At 35.5% G+C, this 21,752-nt stretch carries 18 protein-coding genes; 10 read left to right on the forward strand and 8 right to left on the reverse strand.

Annotation, left to right across the window (positions count from 1 at the left end):
* Positions 1-50: 50 nt before the first annotated feature.
* The gene (locus BALOs_RS07195) at positions 51-719 is read right to left on the reverse strand and encodes a hypothetical protein (RefSeq protein ID WP_120404740.1); all 669 of its coding nucleotides are present in this window, start codon (positions 717-719) and stop codon (positions 51-53) included.
* Between the two features lie 142 nt (positions 720-861).
* Here BALOs_RS07195 and BALOs_RS07200 point away from each other — a divergent pair, with 142 nt between their 5' ends.
* Positions 862-1,845 carry a malate dehydrogenase gene (locus tag BALOs_RS07200; RefSeq protein ID WP_115362409.1) on the forward strand — a complete coding sequence of 328 codons (984 nt, stop codon included), beginning with the start codon at positions 862-864 and terminating at the stop codon, positions 1,843-1,845.
* A gap of 134 nt (positions 1,846-1,979) precedes the next feature.
* On the opposite strand, the gene BALOs_RS07205 is transcribed toward BALOs_RS07200, so the two are convergent.
* The 3 genes from BALOs_RS07205 to BALOs_RS07215 are packed head-to-tail and all read right to left on the reverse strand — an operon-like array spanning position 1,980 to position 6,209.
* On the reverse strand, positions 1,980-4,625 hold the full coding sequence (locus tag BALOs_RS07205) for a cation-transporting P-type ATPase (RefSeq protein ID WP_120404741.1): 2,646 nt from the start codon (positions 4,623-4,625) through the stop codon (positions 1,980-1,982).
* 18 nt (positions 4,626-4,643) lie between these two features.
* Positions 4,644-5,054 (reverse strand): cyclic nucleotide-binding domain-containing protein, encoded by a 411-nt coding sequence (locus BALOs_RS07210; protein WP_115362413.1) that lies wholly within the window; start codon positions 5,052-5,054, stop codon positions 4,644-4,646.
* Between the two features lie 9 nt (positions 5,055-5,063).
* A complete protein-coding gene (locus BALOs_RS07215; RefSeq protein WP_162929600.1) occupies positions 5,064-6,209 on the reverse strand; it encodes a hypothetical protein in 1,146 nt (381 codons plus the stop codon).
* Between the two features lie 65 nt (positions 6,210-6,274).
* Here BALOs_RS07215 and BALOs_RS07220 point away from each other — a divergent pair, with 65 nt between their 5' ends.
* Positions 6,275-7,483, forward strand: coding sequence for a U32 family peptidase C-terminal domain-containing protein (locus tag BALOs_RS07220; RefSeq protein ID WP_120404743.1), 1,209 nt, complete (start codon positions 6,275-6,277; stop codon positions 7,481-7,483).
* Positions 7,483-8,685 carry a peptidase U32 family protein gene (locus BALOs_RS07225; protein ID WP_120404744.1) on the forward strand — a complete coding sequence of 401 codons (1,203 nt, stop codon included), beginning with the start codon at positions 7,483-7,485 and terminating at the stop codon, positions 8,683-8,685. The genes BALOs_RS07220 and BALOs_RS07225 overlap by 1 nt, the downstream gene beginning before the upstream one ends.
* Here BALOs_RS07225 and BALOs_RS07230 read toward each other — a convergent pair.
* Positions 8,677-9,795 carry a THUMP domain-containing protein gene (locus tag BALOs_RS07230; protein WP_162929601.1) on the reverse strand — a complete coding sequence of 373 codons (1,119 nt, stop codon included), beginning with the start codon at positions 9,793-9,795 and terminating at the stop codon, positions 8,677-8,679. The genes BALOs_RS07225 and BALOs_RS07230 overlap by 9 nt on opposite strands.
* A 54-nt stretch (positions 9,796-9,849) precedes the next feature.
* On the opposite strand from BALOs_RS07230, the gene BALOs_RS07235 reads away from it, so the two are divergent.
* The 6 genes from BALOs_RS07235 (at position 9,850) to BALOs_RS07260 (ending at position 15,980) form a co-directional block, all read left to right on the forward strand.
* Positions 9,850-10,542: an SAM-dependent methyltransferase gene (locus tag BALOs_RS07235; RefSeq protein ID WP_120404746.1), complete on the forward strand. Its 693-nt coding sequence runs from the start codon at positions 9,850-9,852 to the stop codon at positions 10,540-10,542.
* Between the two features lie 97 nt (positions 10,543-10,639).
* Positions 10,640-11,659: a type 2 isopentenyl-diphosphate Delta-isomerase gene (locus BALOs_RS07240; RefSeq protein WP_120404747.1), complete on the forward strand. Its 1,020-nt coding sequence runs from the start codon at positions 10,640-10,642 to the stop codon at positions 11,657-11,659.
* Complete coding sequence (locus BALOs_RS07245) at positions 11,656-12,966, forward strand: hydroxymethylglutaryl-CoA reductase, degradative (RefSeq protein WP_115362428.1); 1,311 nt, start codon at positions 11,656-11,658, stop codon at positions 12,964-12,966. Before BALOs_RS07240 ends, BALOs_RS07245 begins: the two co-directional genes overlap by 4 nt.
* A gap of 6 nt (positions 12,967-12,972) precedes the next feature.
* Positions 12,973-14,004, forward strand: coding sequence for a GYDIA family GHMP kinase (locus tag BALOs_RS07250; RefSeq protein ID WP_120404748.1), 1,032 nt, complete (start codon positions 12,973-12,975; stop codon positions 14,002-14,004).
* Positions 13,994-15,064, forward strand: coding sequence for a diphosphomevalonate decarboxylase (mvaD, locus tag BALOs_RS07255; protein WP_120404749.1), 1,071 nt, complete (start codon positions 13,994-13,996; stop codon positions 15,062-15,064). Before BALOs_RS07250 ends, mvaD begins: the two co-directional genes overlap by 11 nt.
* Before the next feature lie 13 nt (positions 15,065-15,077).
* Complete coding sequence (locus BALOs_RS07260) at positions 15,078-15,980, forward strand: mevalonate kinase (protein WP_115362434.1); 903 nt, start codon at positions 15,078-15,080, stop codon at positions 15,978-15,980.
* A gap of 34 nt (positions 15,981-16,014) precedes the next feature.
* Here BALOs_RS07260 and BALOs_RS07265 read toward each other — a convergent pair whose 3' ends face one another.
* Both BALOs_RS07265 and BALOs_RS07270 read right to left on the reverse strand, forming a co-directional pair.
* Positions 16,015-16,848 carry an enoyl-CoA hydratase-related protein gene (locus tag BALOs_RS07265; protein WP_115362436.1) on the reverse strand — a complete coding sequence of 278 codons (834 nt, stop codon included), beginning with the start codon at positions 16,846-16,848 and terminating at the stop codon, positions 16,015-16,017.
* Positions 16,849-16,977: 129 nt separating this feature from the next.
* Positions 16,978-18,699, reverse strand: coding sequence for a hypothetical protein (locus BALOs_RS07270; RefSeq protein WP_120404750.1), 1,722 nt, complete (start codon positions 18,697-18,699; stop codon positions 16,978-16,980).
* 174 nt (positions 18,700-18,873) lie between these two features.
* Between BALOs_RS07270 and BALOs_RS07275 the strand changes: the two genes are divergently transcribed.
* Positions 18,874-20,790, forward strand: a complete 1,917-nt coding sequence (locus tag BALOs_RS07275) for a hypothetical protein (RefSeq protein ID WP_120404751.1) — start codon at positions 18,874-18,876, stop codon at positions 20,788-20,790.
* A 24-nt stretch (positions 20,791-20,814) separates the two neighbouring features.
* On the opposite strand, the gene trxB is transcribed toward BALOs_RS07275, so the two are convergent.
* On the reverse strand, positions 20,815-21,744 hold the full coding sequence (gene trxB, locus BALOs_RS07280; RefSeq protein ID WP_115362442.1) for a thioredoxin-disulfide reductase: 930 nt from the start codon (positions 21,742-21,744) through the stop codon (positions 20,815-20,817).
* Between the last annotated feature and the right edge of the window lie 8 nt (positions 21,745-21,752).

The raw sequence follows: 21,752 nt of genomic DNA on the forward strand, positions 1-21,752 counted from the left end.
GAGCTAAATTAGCTCCCTTTTTTTATGTTTAGATTAAATTTAAATTATAATTATAAACCTTTATAGGCTTTGTAATCTTCCAAGCTACCCATCGTTTCTTCAGTATCTTCAGAGTAGTCGGCTTGAATTTGAGTTTGTAGATAATGTGGATCTTCAATCTCTTCAACACTCACTTCAGGTGCAACTTCCCCAAGTGGTAGCTCGTGATTATTTGCATAAGTTGTATCCATCTTTAGAGATTCAAACTTCTTTTCAAATATCTCTAGTTCCTCTGGTTTTAGTCTACCTTTGAAGTCTAAGAAAGTTTTTTGAGTGTCGATAAAATTTTTCTCAAGTTTTTCTTTTTGTTTTTCACCAACACGATCAAAGTTTTCAAAATATTTCTTTCTGGCCATGATGTGTTGTTCGAGAAGATTTAAATACTTCACAATAACAAAGTCTTCACCTTTTAAGTGACTTGTTCCACTGCGACGATTGCGTCCCTGAGGGCGCCTTCTACGGTTGCGATTATTTGAGCGACTTCCACTTTTCTTAGGGGCCGCTTTTTGTCCCTTGTTTGGACCTTGAGACTTTGTTTGTTTTTGTTCTTGGCCTTTTGCGCCCTTGGCCTGCTGCTTATTATTTGGGCGACGACGGTTATTGCGTCTTCTCTTATTATTTGGACGTGGCTTATTTGCATCACCCTTATTGTTGCTGGCCTCTTTTTTGCCTTGCTCCATTAATGATTCCTTCTTCTATTAATTTAAATTTAATTATAGCCCCTAATATTGCGAAGTAAAGCTACAACTTGTCTAACTCCTATGTTAAAATTGGCCAATTTCAATTCGAACAACTCTCTATTAACTTAAAAGGGGAATTTATATGACTAACAGAGTTAAAGTTGCCGTAACAGGAGCTGCAGGACAAATTGGTTATGCAATTCTTTTTAGAATTGCTTCTGGACAAATGTTTGGTCCAGATACAGAAGTTGAATTACAACTTCTTGAACTACCTCAAGCACTAGGTGCTCTTGAAGGTGTAAAGATGGAATTAGATGACTGTGCTTTTCCATTACTAAAGAATATTGTTTGTACAGATAAGATGGAAGTTGCATTTAAAGATGCTAACTGGATTCTAGCAATTGGTGCTGTTCCAAGAAAAGACGGAATGGAAAGAGCGGATCTATTAAAAGTTAATGGTGGAATCTTTGGTCCACTTGGAAAAGCTATGGCAGAGCACTCTGCACCAGATTCAAAACTATTTGTTGTTGGTAACCCATGTAATACAAATTGTTATATCGCAATGGAAGCTTCAGGACTTGATAAGTCACGTTTCTTTGCTATGACTACTCTTGATGAGAAGAGAGCAAAAACTCAATTAGCTCAAAAAGCTGGAGTTGATGTAACTGAAGTTACAAATATGACAATCTGGGGGAATCACTCAGCAACTCAATACCCAGACTTCTACAATGCAAAAATTGGTGGAAAGTCAGCTGCTGAAGTTATTGGCGATGAAACATATTTAAAAGATGAGTTTATCACAACTGTTCAAAAGCGTGGAGCTGCAATTATTAAAGCACGTGGTGCTTCATCTGCTGCTTCTGCTGCTAATGCTTGTGTAAATGGTGTTTACGCACTTACACACGACACACCAGCAGGTGAGACATTCTCTATGTGTCTTGCTTCAAAAGGTGAGTACGGCGTTGATGAAGGTCTTATCTTCTCTTTCCCATGTCGCGTTGAAAACGGTGAGCTAAAAGTTGTTGAAGGACAAGAGCATAATGAATTTGGTCAAGAAAAATTCAATGCAACACTTGAAGAACTTCGCACTGAAAGAAATACTGTAAAAGAACTAGGTCTAGTTTAGGTGCCATGCTCCTTTTGTTTCGCAAATGCTAAATAAAAGGAGCACACCTTTTCAATTCTTCTTTTGCCAGGTTATTTAAAATTTAATAAAACGATCATTTAGCACATGCGAAACAAAAGGAGCATGGCACCCTCTTAAATTCTAATTCCCAATCTAAATTTTGATAATATTTGAATGATAATAAGCGGTGCAAGAGATGAGTATCCTACGATAAGCCAGCTCTGTTTATCGATTAATTTCAAGCTTAAAATACTTCTAAGGCCCGGTATGAAGACAGCGGCTATTAGTATGACCGTACAAAGTACAACTGCTCCCCAGACGTGAATATTTCTAGTAATTTCATTAATAAATAAATTCGATTTTTCAAGCCTCATGTTAAAGACATGAAAGACCTGTCCAAATGCTAAACTTAAAAATGATACTGTTAGTGCGGCCTTGTCATCATTTGTTGTTTTTAAAGTATAGAGAAAGCCTGTTAGAACACATGCTGTGAGAATAGCACCATATAGTGATATCAATCCCCACTTTCTCTTTGTTATAATTTGTTCATCTCGAGGCCTTGGTCTTTCTTCAAGATAGGTATGATCGCCTTCACCCATACCCAGAGCAAGGGCCGGAAAAACATCTGTGACAAGATTTAGAAATAGAATTTGTAAAGGTAGTAGGGGAAGAGGAGCATTGATAAAGGATGCAATTGATACAATTAAGATCTCACTTATATTACAAGAAAGCAGATAGACCACAAAACGTTGAATATTGCTATATATGATTCGTCCCTGTTTGATGGCCAAGATTATTGTGTTAAATCGGTCATCTTGCAATACCATATCAGAGGCCTCTTTTGCGATTTGAGTACCTCTTTGTCCCATGGCTATACCTATATCTGCATTCTTAAGCGCTGGTGCATCATTTACACCATCGCCTGTCATTGCAACGACTGCGTTCTTAGCTTGAAAATATTCGATTAAGTCTAGTTTTTGAGCAGGACTTACACGGCTAAATACTTGTGTTTGATTAACTTTATCCCTTAGGCTTTCATTCCATTCTTCTTTAGGTCCAAGTACTTTGCCATTAATTGACAGATTATTACTTTCTTCAATAAGTCCTATTTCTTTTGCAATTTTTAAAGCAGTGCCCTCTTGGTCTCCAGTAACCATAATCGTTCTAATTCCAGCTTCTTTTGATTTTGTGATAGCATCTTTTACGTCTGAACGTGCTGGATCAAGTAGCCCTACAAGCCCTAAAAAGCTTAGACCTTTATATGGTGGCTCATTTATAGAGGAGACTGTCTTAGTTGCTAAGGCCAGAATTCGCAATCCATCTGCTGCCAATAAATCATTTTCTGTCTTCCATTTTAATTTTAAATCATCAGAAAAATCTAGCGCACCATCAACTGTTTCAATATTAGTACAGGCTGCAATTACGGCTTCAGGAGCCCCTTTTACGGCCACTATAATTTGCTTATCACTTTGGTGATAAGTGGCCATCATAAGTGTTGAACTATCGAAGGGGACTTCTTTTAGCTCTGGTGTTGTTTTTAATACTTCATCTCTTCTTATATCAAACTTATTAGCGGCATTCAGTAATGCAATCTCCATAGGATCGCCAATGTTTTTGTCACTATTTTCATGATTGATTTTAGAATTATTACAGAGAAGACCGACCTTTATTAATTTCTTTAATTCAGTATTTTCTTGAAGATTGTGATGATCGTCCAAATTATATGTATCACCATGGCCTTTCATAAGCCTTACTTTCATTCTATTTTCAGTTAATGTCCCTGTCTTGTCTGTAAAGATGATTGATGTTGCACCTAGAGTTTCTACAGCGGCGAGTTTATTAATTAATGCATTATTTTCTGCCATTCTCCACATGCCCTTTGCAAGGGCCAAAGTTGCAACAATGGGTAGCCCCTCTGGGATTGTGGCAATTGCTAGCGCAATGGCAGTCTCTAACATGAGTATAAAACTTTTCCCGGCCATAACACCGGAAATCGCAATTAAGATAGCAATGGCTAAAGAAAACCAAACGATTTGACCACCAAGTTTATCAAGCCTTTTTTCTAAAGGAGTGACTTCTTCTTTTTCTTGTTGAGTTGCTTTTGCAATTTGTCCAACTTCAGTCATCATTGCCGTGGCTATGACAATACCCTTTCCTGAGCCTCTTGTTATTGAAGTACCTTTGTAGAGTATATTACTTCTTTCAGCTATGATTGTATCTTTAGAAAGTGTTTCAGCAGTTTTATCTACTGGTGCTGATTCCCCAGTAAGTATCGACTCATTCACATTTATATTATTAGCTTCAATAATTCTAATATCTGCACCAACAACATCTCCTGCTTCAAATATGACAATATCCCCTGGTACTAGTTCTTTAGTATCGAGATTGATTGCTTGTGCATTTCGTATAGCTCCTGTTTTTGAAACTCCTATCTTCTTTAATGCCTCCATTGATCGAACGGCCTTAAGTTCTGTAAAGAAACCAAGTGCTGTATTAATAATCAGAACGGCCACAACTGTTAGGCCTTCTATTGTATGGCCCATAAAAAAAGAGGTTGCACAGGCCAGTGCTAAAAGTAAAACGATGATACTTTTTAATTGTCGAATTAGGATTGTAAGTTTTGAGATAGGTGGCTTAATCGTTAAAATATTTTTGCCATATTTTGAAGTCTTCTTTATGACTTCTTCTTGAGAGAGTCCGCTTTTAATATCACTTTCTAATTCGTTTAGGATGTCTTCAATTGATTTTTTAGAATAAGGTAAACTTTTAGATGTTGTCATGTTTTTTGGCCCTCTAAATCAAATTAAATCCAGAATACTTCTTTGTTCTTCAATTGAAAGTGGCTTTACTGAGTCGACTTTCTTTCTTTTTATTCCACTTTTTGCGATAACCTTATCGAGGTGATGAATACGATCGACCACGTTCTTAGTCATTTTAAACAACCAGTCAGGAATTTGATCTTTTATTGTTTCACTGTCGATCTCCATAAGAGTTGTCGGTGTTTTTGTCATAACGTAGGCTGCACGGTGAGTTCCAGCAAAGAACGCCATTTCACCTATCATTTCTCCTGGACCTATTGTTGCAACTGGACTTACCTTGCTTCCATCTACAACAAAAACAAGTAATTCTCCTTCTTCAACTAGATAGATTGTATCTGACTGATCGCCTTGTTTAATGATGATTTTATTTGCTTCGTGAGTAAGTCTCATAAGGCCTCTCTATTGTAGTTGAGTAAGTTGTTTAAGTTTAATAACAAGTTCATTAACAAGTTTTGGATAATAGATATCCTGTGGCGTCTTCTTAGTAACAAAAAGTGGATTACGCATATAATTTTCTTTTATGATTTGTTGAAAGTCGACTATATCAATATTTTGATTAATAGCTGTTCTTTCTAAAATTTTAGTGAAAACTGGATGAGAAGATTCCACTTCACACGCAAAGGCGAGTTTTAGTAGAGCTTGCTCGTAAGATTTTGTTATCTGACCTTGTTTTCGGTAGAGCTCTTGTTTTAACTGATGATATTTTGTATTGGCCACAATCTTCTTATCAAGACTTTCCACCAGTAACTGACCTTCCTTTGTTTTACCTTGCTCTAGTAGGTTATCAAGTTTTTGGAGTGCTTTTTCTATTTTATCATTTGTCGTATCTTCACAAACTTTAAGATTACTTATTTCTATATTAATTGGCGGTAAAACCATTAGTACATTTACGCCTTTTTTCCTTAGTTCTCGAAGAAAGCTCTCTAATCGATGTTGATAGAGTAGAACTTCTTTATCAAAAATTGAGCGAAAGGCCTTAGCGCTTAGTTTAGAATAATCTAATGGCGTTACTTGTTTTTCTAGCTCTTTTATATTTTCGTTGAGATAGAATAACTTAGATAAATTGGGATATAATTTAATGAAACTTTGAATATAGAGATTTCGATATATCTTAAAGTTAATATTATTAATATTTAATTCTTTGTTTGACTTTGGATAGAGTTCTTCTTGCATCTCAGAAAAACCAGTGGCCAATATAATTATTTTAGGAACCTTAGTAAGCTTTGAGACCTTCTCAATTGTACGAAACAAACTTTCGTTCTTTGCTGATATATTATATATAGCTAGAGGCCTGGCCAATTTCTGCGAGAGCTTTGTTGTGATTTCTCCAATATATGGGTTTAAGGTCATGCCCAGATCATCACCAATTACAAGAACATCTGTATTTGATGCGATATCATCTGGCCCATAAACAGAATCACTTAACTTATAGGGGGCCGGGTCATCGCGAAGAGGCATCTCGTAATAATGGTAAGTTAGCCCTCCTAGAATTGCGATAATTAGAACACAGGCCAAATAAAATAAAATGTTGAATACTTTTTTCATAAAATCTATATAAGTTTTGTCTATGCCTTTATTATATACGTAATTTCTGGTACATAGAAGACCTTATGAAAGATGCAAAAAACACCAGATGGGTACCTGAGCTTTTAGCTCCAGCAGGAAGCCTTGAGAAATTAAAAGTCGCCATTAGTTATGGTGCAGATGCCGTCTACTTAGGCGGGCAGAAATATGGACTACGCCAAGCCGCGGATAATTTTACGATTGAAGAAATCCGAGAAGGTGTTGAGTTTGCTCATGCGCATGGCTCATGTGTTTATGTCGTTCTAAATTCTTTCTTTCACGATAAAGACTTTGACGGGCTATTGGATTTTATTCAAGAGCTTGACGCTGTTAAAATTGATGCCGTTATCGTATCTGATCCTGGTGTTATTAATTATATCGCAGAAAATACTAATCTAGAGATTCATTTATCAACACAGGCCAGTTGCTTAAATGTTGAAAGTGCTAAGCTTTGGAAGAAGCTTGGTGTTACGAGAATTGTTCTCGGACGTGAAGTCTCAATTGCTGATGCAAAGATGATCAAAGAAGAAGCCGGTGTTGAAATTGAAATGTTCGTACACGGATCAATGTGCATGGCCTACTCTGGAAATTGTGTTATCTCAAATTATACGCAAGGCCGTGATTCAAATCGTGGTGGTTGTGCCCATAGTTGTCGCTTTGAATATAAGATTGATGATGGGAAGAAAGAGCTTAATAGCTATTTTATGAGCTCAAAAGATTTGGAAGGGATTAGACTTCTTCAAGACTTTATTGATGCTGGAATCGACTCTCTGAAAGTCGAAGGTCGTATGAAATCACCAATGTATGCAGGTACCATTTCAATGGTCTACTCTCAGGCCCTTGCTTACTATAAAGAGCATGGAAACTTCTTAAGTGAAGACCTTTTAAAATGGGAAGAGGAGCTAACTAAGGTTACTCACCGAGCATATACTCAAGCATCTTTAGTTGAAGAAGCTGATGAGAGCTCTATTTATAATGATCGTGAACACGAAGAGAAGACATATCGAGCAATTGGAAAAGTTGCTCAAGTTGTAAAAGATGAATTTATCGTTGTTGATGTAAAGAGTGCATTTGAAATAGGGGAGTCCTTAGAGATTCTTCCGTTTAATGATTCACATGTCGAAGTAAATATTGATCACATTAAAAATCTCGCAGGACAGGACTTTAATCGCACTCGCCCTGGTGCCTTATTTAAGATCCCATATGTTGATGGGGTTGATATTAATAATCTCGTACGTGCAAGGGTTACTAATTAATGAAGGCCGTTACATATATTTCACATATTGATGAACTTGAATCACTGGATACTAGTAAATTCAGTGAGGTTATTCTTGCCACGCGACTATTCTCTCAGGTTGGAAAGCTAACAATAGATGAAATGCTTGAGATTATAGAAAAGTGTAAGGCCCAAAAAGTTAAGTACACTCTAGAGTGGGATATTCTTATGACGGAGAGCCGTTTTAAGATGTATCGTGAACAATTCAAAAAATATGCTGATTTAGGTTTTTCGAGTATTCGCTTAAGAGATCCTGGGGCCATTAATTTTATCCTAAATTCTTATGAGAACTTAAGTATTGATCTTTTACTTGATACTGGTGGCCATCACAATATTAAGGCCATAAAAGTTTGGAAGAATCTAGTTGGTGATCGTTTAAGAAAGATTATTCTTTCTATTGAATTATCAAGCGATGTCGTAAAAGAATTTTGTCAGGAAATTAAGAGTTGGGGTGTGAAAACGGAACTTCTTGTTCTCGGGCGCATCCTACTATTTTATACACCACGAAATCTTGTTTCTCCTTTATACACTGATGAAGATTTAGAAGAATTTGAAAATAATGGTAAATATATAGAAGTCGCTGGCTCTAGTGAAGAATCACCCCATAAAGGTTTTCCAATTATTGAAAATCAGCATGGGACTTTTATGTTTAACACCAAAGACCAGTACCTACTTGAATACTTAGATGAAATTGAAGAGTGTGGCGTTGATGATATTAGAATTGACGTAAGACACCTCGACCAGGAGTCTAAGGCCGTTGTCGATAAAACGATATCACTTTGTAAGAACTTTAATAAGGAAGAAGCAAAGGAATTTAAGAATCAATATCCTAACAGTACAACTCGTGGCTTCTTTCATGTGAATAAATCAGATGTACTTTTTAAAAAGCTTAAGAATAAGAGAGTTCAACGTGAGGATCAAGGCTTCATTGGTGAAGTTGTGGATGTTGTTAAGAAATCTCATATTGCTATTCTTGTAAAAGGTATGAGAAATGAGGATATTGCTCTAAAAGTAGGTGATGAACTGAGACTTTCTACTCCAGATGGAAAAGAGAAGTTTACTAAAATTCATAAACTTACACAGACTAATGGCAAAGAAGTTCAGGACGTTAAAACAGGTGAGTTAATTCTTATACCCCATGTAAGTGGAATAAGCGTTAAGACAATGGCCTACTTAAAATAGAACCTTAATAAATTGCACCCAAATACCACCATTATTAATTCTCTCACTTCTTGTGACTTGGTATTTCTTTTGATTGATTTTAAATGTTTCAGGCATAACAAAGAAGGCTGCCTTCGTATTAAGTGATTCTGCTTTTTTGAGAAACCGCTCTATAAAAAGATGGATATCTTTCTCTTTTGTTTTTATTCTTTTTCCATAAGGTAGATTGCAGGTGATTATCGAATTTTCAGGTAGAGATTCTGTTTTAAAGAAGTCCATTTTCTCTATTGTTAACCATTCATTTTCAATGAATTCGAGATTATTTTCTTTGATTGCCGCTAAGTTCTTACCATCAATGTCTCGGGCCAAGGCCTTTCTTGGAGTTACTTGTGGCCTCTCTATTTTCTGGGCCGCAAATTTTCGATAAAGAGGAAAGTTTCTAAAGTTGAATTCTCTTTGTTCATTTCTTTGATCTTGTCTGAAGAACTCGCTTATGATTGTTCCACTACCTGCCATTGGATCGATGAGTACATCATAATTTACATCAGATGAATTTATATATCTAATAAGAGCTGCTCCAATTGACTCTCTCATTGGTGCCTTTGCCGATAGAGTTTTTATACCTCGTTTGTCGAGTCTTTCACCTGAACAATCAATTGATAGGCCACAATTATCCTCTTCAAACCTTAAGTGAATTGTCGCTGGGACACTCCAGTTTAGTTCATCGTATTTTTTCTTATATGGCTGAGCAGTTTGATAGCTAGAAATTGCATCCTTAACTGTCTTTATTATCTTGCGATCATCAAAGAGACGTGAGTTATGAGAGCTAACTTTCACTTCAAATTCTTTCGTTGGTATATAATCGTTCCAATTAATCTTTGATAATTTCTTATATAATTTTGGAAGGTCTCTTGCGATAAAGTGATCGATTCGAAGAAGTGCTTTTGTTGGAATTCTTAATTCGAGGATAAACTCTAGTAGAATAAAGAGATTCTTTGATTTTAAGCTTAGTCCATCATTTGAAATCTCTTGAAAGGCCTCTATTCGACAAAGCTTCTCCTTAATCTCTAAAAGGGCACTCTTTTCAAGTCCAGGTATCACTACCAGGTAGATTTCATATATTTTATCCATATCAAATATATACATGAACTTGTGTTTATAACCAATCGGATTTATATAAAAGTCATGAAATATGGAACTCTATACTTAATTGCAACACCGATTGATGAAATTAATCCTCTTGAGCCAGAGGCGAAGGCATTAATGCTTAAGGCCTGTGATGATGCTGATAATAGTCTTTTTTTAATTGAAGACCTAAAGCCATGTCGAAGACGATGGATTCGCTTTGGTTTAGATCGCTCTTTCATTGATGATTTTATTCTTTTTAATGAACATACCCAACGTGATATTGAGCAAGATATTATTTCACAAATTCAAAATGGAAAGAACGCATACCTGATGAGTGATGGAGGACTTCCGGCCTTTTGTGATCCAGGTCAAAAACTTGTGAAGAAATGTCACGAGCTTGGCATTCGCGTCACTTGTACTCCTCATAGTAATTCTATTTCTTTGGCCGTTGCTCTAAGTGGCATTGATTGTTCTAATTTTACTTTTGCTGGCTTTCCTCCACGTAAACCTGATGAGCGAAAGAATTATTTAACTAATCTGAAAAAGGTGAAAATGCCTAAAGTTTTGATGGATACTCCCTATCGTCTCACAAGATTAATCGAGGAGAGTTTAGAGGTCTTTGGGGATACAACGGCCTTTATTGGGATGGAGCTTAACGGTGAAGAGGAAGAATTACTCTACGGTAAGCTATCGAAATTACTTAAGAAAGTGAACGGCTTAAAGAAAGAGTTCATTCTTATCATTAAATAAATGTTAAATCCGCGCACAAATCAGATAGTTTTTTCTTTTGATAAAAACCTTTCTTGTTGCTCTGGATAAAATCTGCTAAATTGCCAGAATTACTAGTATGAATAACACAAAATCGGCCACTCAAGACCGTAAGCTTGAGCACATTCAATTAACTGCAAAATCACAAACTCTAGCGGCAACAAGTGATAAGAGATTCTATTATGAGCCTCTTTTCAGCGGTAATGCTCAGGAGCTTGATCTAGGAATTGAATTTGCAGGATTTAGTTTAAGGCTTCCACTGTGGATTTCTTCCATGACTGGCGGAACTGGGATTGCAGGTAAGATCAATGAGAATCTTGCCCGTGCATGTGGAGAGTTCGGTATTGGGATGGGCCTTGGTTCTTGTCGTAAGTTACTCGATAGCGATGAATTCCTTGATGATTTTCAGGTTAAGTCCTTGGCCAATAATTCACCTGTTTTTGCAAATCTAGGTATTGCTCAATTAGAAGAGTTAATTGATAAGAAAGAACTTTCAAAAGTGGATCGTCTCGTCACTAAATTAAATGCAGATGGATTGATCATTCATATAAACCCTTCCCAAGAATGGTTTCAGCCTGAAGGGGATATCATTAAAAGAGCTCCTCTTGAAACAATTGAAACTTGTGTTGAATATTTTAAGTTTCCAATAATTGTAAAAGAAGTTGGACAGGGAATGGGGCCACGTACTCTAAAGGCCCTAATGATGATGGACCTATGTGCGATAGAGTTTGCTTCATTTGGTGGGACAAACTTCTCAAAATTAGAATATCTTAGAAATTCTAACAACTTAACAGTTCATGAACCATTGTGTCATGTTGGCCATACTGCCCTTGAAATGGTACATATGACCAACGATTTAATTGACGAGTTAGGTAGTGCTGCTAAGTGTAAGAATTTTATAATCTCTGGTGGGATTAAGTCATATTTAGATGGCCATTATTTATGTAAGTTATCCAAAGGATGCGCTATTTTTGCCATGGCAAGTGAGTTTTTAAAAACTGCTATGGTAGATTATGAGAGTGTTCAGCAACAAGTTGGGGAAATTAAAAAAGGCCTTAACTTTGCTAATTCATTTCTTAGTGTGAGGAGAGAACATTGAAATTGATTCAAGGTTTTTCAAAACTATCAAAAGAACAAAAGGTCCAGTTTATTGCAAACCGCTTATCAAATGATGGCCAAGATCAGAATATCGATGCACAAAAAGTGAAAGAACAATTACTTTCATTTTGGCATTCTGATAAGAAGCTACAATCTACTTTTGATGAGTTCTCAGAAAATACAATTACAAATTTCTATCTACCGTATGGCCTAGTTCCAAATTTCGTTCTTAATAACGAAGTATATACAGTTCCAATGGTTATTGAAGAGAGTTCTGTTGTTGCAGCATTATCAAAGGCCGCAAAGTTTTGGTCAACTCGCGGTGGTTTTAAGGCCGAAGTTATTGCAAGCGAAAAGATTGGCCAGGTCCACTTTATCTACGAAGGAGATAAAGAGAGCTTAAAGTCTTTTTTTGAAGATAAGAAAATCGATATCCTAAATTCACTTGCACCAATCACTGTAAATATGGATAAGCGTGGTGGTGGAGTACGATCTATTGAGTTAGTTGATCTAACAGATAAAGAAGAAAATTATTATCAAATAAAAATGTCGTTTGAAACATGCGATGCCATGGGTGCTAATTTCATTAATTCAGTTCTAGAAGCTGTAGGTAAGTACCTTGAAGACTCGCTTGGTGAAGATGTACAGGTCGTCATGTGTATACTTTCAAATTATACGCCTGATTGTCGTGTGAGAGCATGGGTTGAATGTCCAATTGAGGATCTTGCTGAAAAATCGATTGGTATGGATACTGCTACTTTCGCATCAAAGTTTGCACGAGCAGTAAGAATTGCTCATATTGATCCACACCGTGCCACAACTCACAATAAAGGAATCTTTAATGGGATTGATGGAGTTGTTATAGCAACTGGTAATGACTTCAGAGCAGTTGAAGCATGTGGACATACATATGCAGCTCGTGATGGACAATACCGATCACTAACAAATTGCAAAGTAGAAAACGGGAACTTCTATTTTGAAATTGATATTCCAATGGCCCTTGGAACGGTTGGAGGACTGACAAAACTCCATCCTCTAGCAAAGATGTCTCTTGATATCTTAGAGCGACCAAGTGCTAATAAGCTAATGATGATTGCTGCAACAGTTGGCCTTGCCCAAAATTTTGCGGCCCTTAAAAGTCTTGTTACAAGTGGAATTCAAAAAGGGCATATGAAAATGCACCTAATGAATATTCTGGGACAACTTGAAGCAACAACAACTGAAAAAGAGCAAATTGTTAATCATTTTGCTGATAAGGTTGTTTCATTTAGCGCAGTAAGAGAAGAGTTAAATAATTTAAGAAGTTAGGGGACTATGAACACAACACACACTAGTAATAATATCCTTAAGTATTTGGAAGGGGAGCAATTTCTTGAGCTTCCTAAAAACGGCCAATTATATTTTGGCCACGGAAAGCTTCTGCTTTCTGGGGAGTACTTTGTTTTAGATGGTGCTAAGGCACTGGGCCTACCTACTACAGTAGGGCAGTCTTTAAGAGTTCAATACTCTTCTTCATTTGATCCTAAATTATATTGGAAGTCCTATGATCCAGCTGGAAAGCTTTGGTTTGAAGTAACTTTTGAATTTTGGCATTTCAATATTCTAAATGATAACCCTACAAAAGAGATGATTGTCTTACAACAAATGTTAAGACAAGCAAGAAGACAGAATAAGCACTTCTTAAGAGATGGTGTTGATGTACATGTTGTAACACAACTTGGTTTCCCACTCGAATGGGGACTAGGGTCTTCTTCTACTTTAATTCATAATATTGCTGATTGGGCCATGATTTCGCCATTTGAACTTGCCTTTAATACTTTAGGTGGTTCTGGGTATGATATTGCATGTGCACAAAGTGAAGAGCCAATTATTTATCAAAAAGGTGGAGAAGGACCAAATTGGTCTCCTATCGAATTTAATCCAAGTTTTAAAAATAACCTCTACTTCATTTATCTTGGACACAAGAAGAATTCTCGTGATGCTATTGAGTATTACAACGAGCTACGTCCACATTCGCCAGAGATTATTAATACAATCAGTGAACTATCTATGCAGATGGCCACTGCAAATACTCAAGAAGAATTTAATTTCTTAATTCGTGCTCATGAAGATATCGTGAGCTCTCATCTAAAGCTTAGCCCAATTAAGAAAGAGGCCTTTAGTGATTTTGATGGAGAAATTAAATCTCTAGGTGCATGGGGTGGGGACTTTATTCTTGCATCAAGTAATGGACCACGCAAGTATGTGAAAAACTACTTCGATCAAAAAGGTCTGAAAGTCTGTATTCCATATCGTGAATTAATTGTTGAAACTCAAACACCAAGTGAAATTAAAAATGTCCACTAATTTTACTCTGATTGATTTTGATATTGATAAATTAGATAATGGACTTGAATTTACAGTTAAGAGTCCATCAAATATTGCCTTGATTAAGTATTGGGGAAAGTACGGTGAGCAATTACCTTCAAACCCTTCTTTAAGTGTAACTTTAAATAATGCTTATACTCAAACGACATATAAAATTCAAAGATCCTCGGAATTTGAACTTGATTTTAAATTTGAATCAAAACCAAATGATAAATTTAAGCAAAGGGTAGAGAAGTTCTTTAAAAGGGCCGCTGTTGTTTTTCCTTTTATAGAAAATATCAAAGTTGAAATGGATTCTCACAACTCATTTCCTCACTCTTCTGGTATCGCTTCTTCGGCCGCATCAATGGCCAACTTTGCAAGTGCTCTTTGTGAAATTGAAAAAGTCGTAACAAATGAAGACCATGATGAAGAATATTATTTAATGAAGGCCTCATTCATGGCCCGTCTTGGTTCAGGAAGTGCGAGCCGATCGATATACCCAAAGATGGCAATCTGGGGAAAGTCAGTTCTTGGTAGCTCTCAAGACTACGCTATCGTTCACGATCAATTTGATGAAATCTTTGAAGGAATTTGTGATTCAATCGCAATTGTAAGTAGCAAGGAAAAGTCAGTAAGTTCAACTGCTGGTCATGCTCTTATGAATGAGCATCCTTTTGCTAAGACACGTTTTATGAATGCTAGTAATAACTTTAATAAGTTATTATTTGCTCTTAAAACAGGTGACTTTAATACTTTTGCAAAAATTGTTGAAAGTGAGGCCCTAGAGCTTCATGGACTTATGATGAATTCTGATCCATCTTTTATTTTAATGGAGCCTAATACTTTAGAAATTATAAATCGTATTAGAGAGTTTCGAGCTCAAACAAATTGTGCAATCTGCTTCACTTTAGATGCTGGTCCTAATGTACATATTATGTATCTTAAAAAAGATGAGAAGCAGGCCAAAGAATTCATCGAGCAAGAAGTTAAATCTCTATGTGCCGATTCTCTTGTTATCCATGATCATATGGGTAATGGTGTGATCGTAGAAAGATAAGTAGGGATAAGTTATGGAAGGTGGAAATTCTTTTAACGCTAAAATCCTACTCTTTGGAGAATATAGTATCATTAGGTCTTCAAAGGCCTTGGCAATGCCTTATTCTCTTTTTGATGGAAAACTAAACTTTCCTGATGAGCAAGGCGCTGGAATTGATTCTGAGCTAACTGCTTTTTCGCAATATCTTAAACAACAACATGACAAAGGCAATCTTAGCTTTGATTTTGATCATCAGTCTTTCTCATTTGATATTTCAAGTGGACTACGTTTTAAAAGTACTATTCCACAAGGCTATGGAGTTGGAAGCTCCGGTGCTCTTTGTGCTGCTGTATTTGATCGCTATGCTAAAATTCAGGATGATCAAAAGAATGATATTTCTTTTTTAAAAGAATGTTTTAAGGAGATGGAATCTCACTTTCATGGTTCATCTTCAGGGGTTGATCCACTCATTAGTTATTTAAATGTAGCACTGTTAATTGATAGTCAGAAACAACTTACAGAAGTATTTCTTGATAAGAAAACAGATGGGCCAGGAGTATTTCTACTAAATACTGGACGTGCTCGAAGAACAGAGCCACTTGTTAATCTCTTTATGGAAAAATGCTCGTCAAAAGACTTTGCTTATCTATGTGATCGCGTTTTAACGCCAATTTCAGATGAGTGTATCCAACACTATATTAATAATGATAAAGAGGCACTTTGGAAGAAGTTTAAGGAATTGTCAGCATTTCAATTTGAACATTTCAATCCAATGATTCCTGCTCTCTATCGTGACTTATGGACTAAAGGCCTAGAAACTGATCGTTTCTATTTAAAACTTTGTGGAGCTGGTGGCGGTGGCTTCTTATTAGGACTTGCCCCCAATTTAAATGATCTTCCACAAGAGCTTAAAGGCAATGAAGTTCGTCCTGTTTAAGACAATTTATTAAGATTTAATTGCAGCAGAAGCCTTACATGGCCTCTGCAACTGTAGGAGAGTCTCTTAATACTCTTGCAAACTCTCTAGGATTAGTGAACTTCTTATCATTTGCATAATTTTTGAAGTCGCCAGTAGCTATTGTTGAATTAGCAAAAGTGATCTCTTCAAGAAGTACTTCTTCCATCTTTTTGATCAGCTCATTATTAAATGAACGCTTTGTTTGAATTCTTGCCATTGGAGATTGCTTCGCAATTCTTGAGACAATATCTTCAATTTCGTTTTCATCAAAAAGTGTTTTTCCGATTAGGCCTGCACTAATTAGGGCGTCTGCACCAACGTTTTGAGATGAAAGAAGAAATTGCATAATCTTTGCACTATTACCTTTTTCATTTGTTAATGTGTTCATACCACCCATCGGTGTGATGCCTTTGTTTAATTGATCAAATGCTACACTAAATGATGGGGCACAGTAGCGAATATCTCCACCCATTGCTAGCTCAAGGCTAAACGGACAAGCAGACTTTTGAAATGACCACAATACTGTTTGCGGTAGAAGAACTTGGGCCCAGCTTAAGCGGGCCAGAAGTTGTAAAGTATTACCAAGAGTTTTTTCATCAAAAAACCTTAGTTCTTCTTTTTTAAATAATTCAATATCTTCACTCGCAAATTTAAAAACGACTGAGTTGATTTCTACTTTATTAGAAAGCCAGTCAAATAAGTCTTCGAGTTCTTTTAGGTATGTCGATGTATTAAAAAACTTTTGATCATTAGCAATTGTTACAAAACATGTTCTTGTTTGTCTTGTTAGTGAAACATTTAGGGTGTTGTAATTGAGAATACTTTGATTTGAATTAGAGTTATTCATTTCGTCACCTTCCTTGGTCTTTTGCTAAATTTAAAATACATCGCTAATCTTTTAGCTCTCAGATCGATCCGTGATCTGATAATAAAATTATTTCAAGACTGCAGTCGGTCTGTCAAATTCAATTCCAAATTAAGATGCTTTTTTTGTCATTAAACTTTCAACAAATATCTTTTCGGTTTTGCTATAAGCTACGGATTTATCACAAGAATTTAAGGTATTTAGAATATATTCTTGTAGTTGACTATTTTTGTCGCTGTCAACGATAGTGTCACTTTGTCTCTCTTTAATAGGTATTTGAAGTACTTGCTCGCTGTTGTCGGCCTTTTTGTTTAACTTTAATATGGCCTTTACTATTAGTGCATGAAGTTCTTGATTATTTATATCCCACTTGGCAGATTCTAATTTATTAATTGTCTCTTGAGATATTTTCTTATTTTCCATATCTCTTTTCTTGCATTCAAATTGAATATAGTATTGAGCAATCTCAACAATTTCGGCCCTTCTTAGTCTTAGGGGAGGAATATTTAATTTCACCGTTGTAATATGATTATATAAGTCTGTAAGGATGTAATCATTCTTCTCCAAGGCCTTTAGATCATTTGATGCAATGGTTATGATTCTAAGTTTTAATGAACTTATAAGATTATAAAAAATCGCCTGATTTTCTAAAGAGAGCTTTTCTATATTTTTTACTATTAAGTCGTTAATTCCATTATTTGATACTTGCTCAATAAATTCAAAGCTTTGATTCTCTGATTCTTCAAAATCAATTATCAAAGAGTTCTCACTACAAACATATTTTGCATATTCAAGTTTTCCAACCCCGGCTTCACCGTGAATATAGAGATTCTCCCTTGTGTTCTTTATCGTGTTTAAAGTGTTTATAATCGCAAGTCCTGTATGGCTACGATCTGAGAAAATATAATGATTAGGTAGTTTGTTTTTTACTGTTTCAAGACCTGAATTATTTTTTGAATTATAAAAGTATGATATCAAACCAGAGACAATCTTGATATTTTCAAGCATTGTAATATTGAACTTATCACCTGAAAGTGTGTTTGAAAGGCAAAGAGCTCCAATACTTTCGCCATTATAATTCACTAGCGGTGCCAGTAGGATATTTTTAATATCAAAATCAACGCCAGTTGCACTTTGATCATTGAATGATTTATTAATGATAACTTTGTTGAAATATGCCTCATTCAATAGTCCATTGAATGTTTTTCCAAGTAGTGTGTGATCACTATTTGTATGATCAACCTCAAAGTCTTTTGTTTTAGAGTTAAATAAATAGATATGATAATTTTCACAATGAAAAATCGTTGGTAGCTCAGACAGAATTGTTGTTAGTTTTCCCTTAAAGGCCCTTTCAATTAAGCTTTGAAAAAGCGAGAAGAGTTCAACGCCATCATCTTTTGAGATCTTGATTTTATTTTGGCATATTTGAAATAATTTATCTTTTAACTTTGCAGTCTTGTAGTGTGATAAGAAATCTTTTAAAAAATATTTTAATACCGTTGTTTGTGAATCAGGTGAAATCGAAATCCCATATATTGTTTTTGTTACATCTTCACAATAGATAAATGATCGAATAATTCTACCTGTTAACTCAAAGTCCCAGTTATTAAATATTCTATTTGTTTGAATTTTAATTTTTACATTTTCACCTATTGAGTACTTTTGAGTGCTGATGAAGTTTAGGCCTGAAAGATTGATGGAGTCTATTTGTACGTTATTAGTCTTTACATTCTCTCTTTCAAAAGTAATTACTTCAGCATTAACTTTATCCCCTTCATGGATAGGGAAGCGATAAGACTTAAAAAACTTATAGTTTTGGATGTTGTAACGCAATTTTTCCTCAAATAGATAGTAATGTAATATCTTTCTTATCGGGCATATTAGTAGAGAGTTTATAGCTTTAATGAGTAAAGCTTATTAAATATTTATAAATTTCGATATTTCCTCATTCAGTCGTTAAAGTTGGCCACTTTGTAGGTCGATAATATTTGTACAAGAGGTCAGAAATTGAAGAAATTACGTAATTATCGAATAAAACTAAAAGAGTCAGATAAGGTAAAGTGTATCTTATATGAAATGGTAGGAGACTCTACCTCTAATGCATTTAGGGTAAAGCTAGATAATATTTCAACAACTGGAATTGGTATTCTAATAGGTGAATACGTTGATAGCACTGTCTTTAAGGTTGAAATTATTTATAAAAATATTAGATTATTACAAACTGTAAAGCTTAGACGTTACCGTCCTAACTTTAATAATCGTGGTGATAATTATTTAGGCCTTGAGTTTGTTGAATACGAAGTTGAAAATATCATGGACTTAATGACTAAATTAGTTGCATCCATGAGTCGTTTACGTCTTAGAGACCTTATGTATGATATGGTACTAAACGAGGCCGTTGCAGGAAATTTTGATTCCAGTACGATACCAGATAGTGAAGCAGATAAAGATCAGCAAGTTTCAACTTCTATGATTTTAGACCTTTTTCAAATCTTTAAAAACTATAATAATAAAATTGAATTGATAAAACTCTTTGTTATTGAAGTTCAAAGAATAGTAAAGGCCAAAGATGCTCGTATTTTTATTGTTGGCCATGATGAACAGACTTTTAGTGAGTTTGATTTTGAAACAAGTGACGTGATGGAGCTTGAGTATCCAATCGTTGGAATCCTAGAGGAACTTTACAATAACCCACGTGGTATAAAATCGAAGTTTTCTCAAAGTTTATCAAGTGATGAGTTTTTTAATATGTATGAAGTTGTAAATAATACGACAATTTCTACTTATATGATGTGTCCTATTTTTGATTATAACGAAAATATCTTTGGAATTTTAAATTTTTCAAATAAAGAAAAAGGTGAGTTATTTACTGACAATGATTTAAAGCAGGCAATGTTTTTGGCCAGAGTTATGGGGCTTTTATATTTCTATGATAATGCAGAGGTAACCAATCAGCTGGATTATGAAAGTGAAAACCTTGATACAAATGTCGCTTTTCATACTTCTTTAGGCGTTAGTTTATTTGCTAAAAAAGCACAAGCATTTCTAGAGCAATATTCTGGGCATGATGTAAAAACACCTGTCTATGTGTACGGTGATGAAGGAAGTGGGAAATTTCACCTTTGTAAGAAGATTGCAAAAAGTTCAAGTAGTGAAAATCAGCATGTTGAGATTATCAATTGCTTTAGTAAAATGGATAAGAAGGCCGTTGATCTTAGGATTGCAAGAATTCGAGATAAGGTTGTAAATGGTAATGTTATCTTTAAAGGCCTTGATAAAGTTTCTATAGTAACAGCAAAATATATTATCAATGAAGTTGGTAATAATGAGAGTTTTCGTCTTCTTTTTACAGGTAGTGAATATATTGAAGAAATTGATATTCCTTCTTTCAAAACGATTTCATTAAATGAAAGAAAAGAGGATATTATCTTCTTTGCTAATTACTTTATCTCACAATATAGTCTTAAAAATCATACAACGAAAAAAAGATTATCTCATGAAGTTGCTCAAATGCTCATTGACTACGATTGGCCAGGAAATATCGCTGAGCTTAAGGCATGTATTGCAAGGCTTATGATTTTTAATAAAGGTAGTGGAAGCTTATCCATTAGAACTAGCGACATTACACCTTTGTTTGAAAATGAAGGACAACCTCAAATTTCAATAGATGCAAATGATCTTAATATAAAGGCATTTGATGAGCATGATCTAAGTAATCAAGAGTGTGCGGATCTCTATCTTTACTTCTATGTTGCTAAAAAACTTAAGGATGGTGCTGTTGGGCTTAAATCAGTAGCAAGTGAAATGCTGATTGATTATGATGATGTTGTAAATCGATTAGAAAATGGAAGTGTCGTTGTTAAGAGGTTATTTAATGAAACAGTTGACCGAGTTGAATTATATCTATCAAATAATGTGGCCTAGTTTAAACTAGGCCACTTTATATGTTTATTCGTTTTCTTCTAGAAATCTTTCTGCGCGAATTGCAGCTTCACAACCTGAACCGGCCGCTGAAATTGCTTGGCGGTAGTAAGAGTCTTGAACATCTCCACAAGCATAAATACCTTCAACATCTGTATCAGGGTGCTTTCCTGCAGTAATAATAAAGCCATGATCATCAAGCTTTACTTTTCCTTTTAAGAAATCAGTATTTGGCTTGTGTCCAATCCCCATAAATAGGCCATCAGTTTCACGCTCTGTAACTTCACCAGTTTTAAGGTTTTCAACCTTAATCGCTTTTACGCCAGAATCATCAGCGATAATTTCTTTAACAGCGCTATCCCATACGAATTCAATTTTTTCGTTATCGAATGCTCTTTGCTGCATTGGCTTAGAAGCTCTAAGCTCATCTCTTCTATGGACAACATATACCTTCTTAGCAAATTTCGTTAAGAATGTAGCTTCTTCCATAGCAGTGTCTCCACCACCAACTACGTGAACAATTTGATCACGATAGAAGAATCCATCACAAGTTGCACATGCAGAAACACCTTTACCAATGAGTTCTTTCTCGTTTGGAAGACCTAGGTACTTTGCAGATGCTCCTGTTGCTACGATAACAGCATCAGCAGTGTATTCCTTGTCGCTATCAACAGTAAGCTTGAATGGTCGCTTAGTTGTATCAATATCTGTGACAAAACCGCTCAGGTATTCAGTTCCAAAGCGTTGTGTTTGTTTTTTCATATTTGCCATTAGATCTGGCCCCATGATTCCCTCTGGAAATCCTGGAAAGTTGTCGACATCAGTAGTTGTCGTTAGTTGACCACCTGGCTCATGTCCTTCGATGACAAGTGGGCCTAGGTTTGCGCGAGATGCGTAAAGGGCCGCAGTATAACCTGCTGGACCTGATCCTATGATAATGACTTTGTGGTGTGCCATTGCTTAAA

This window comes from Halobacteriovorax sp. BALOs_7, assembly GCF_003612895.1.
Taxonomy (GTDB): Bacteria; Bdellovibrionota; Bacteriovoracia; order Bacteriovoracales; family Bacteriovoracaceae; genus Halobacteriovorax_A; species Halobacteriovorax_A vibrionivorans.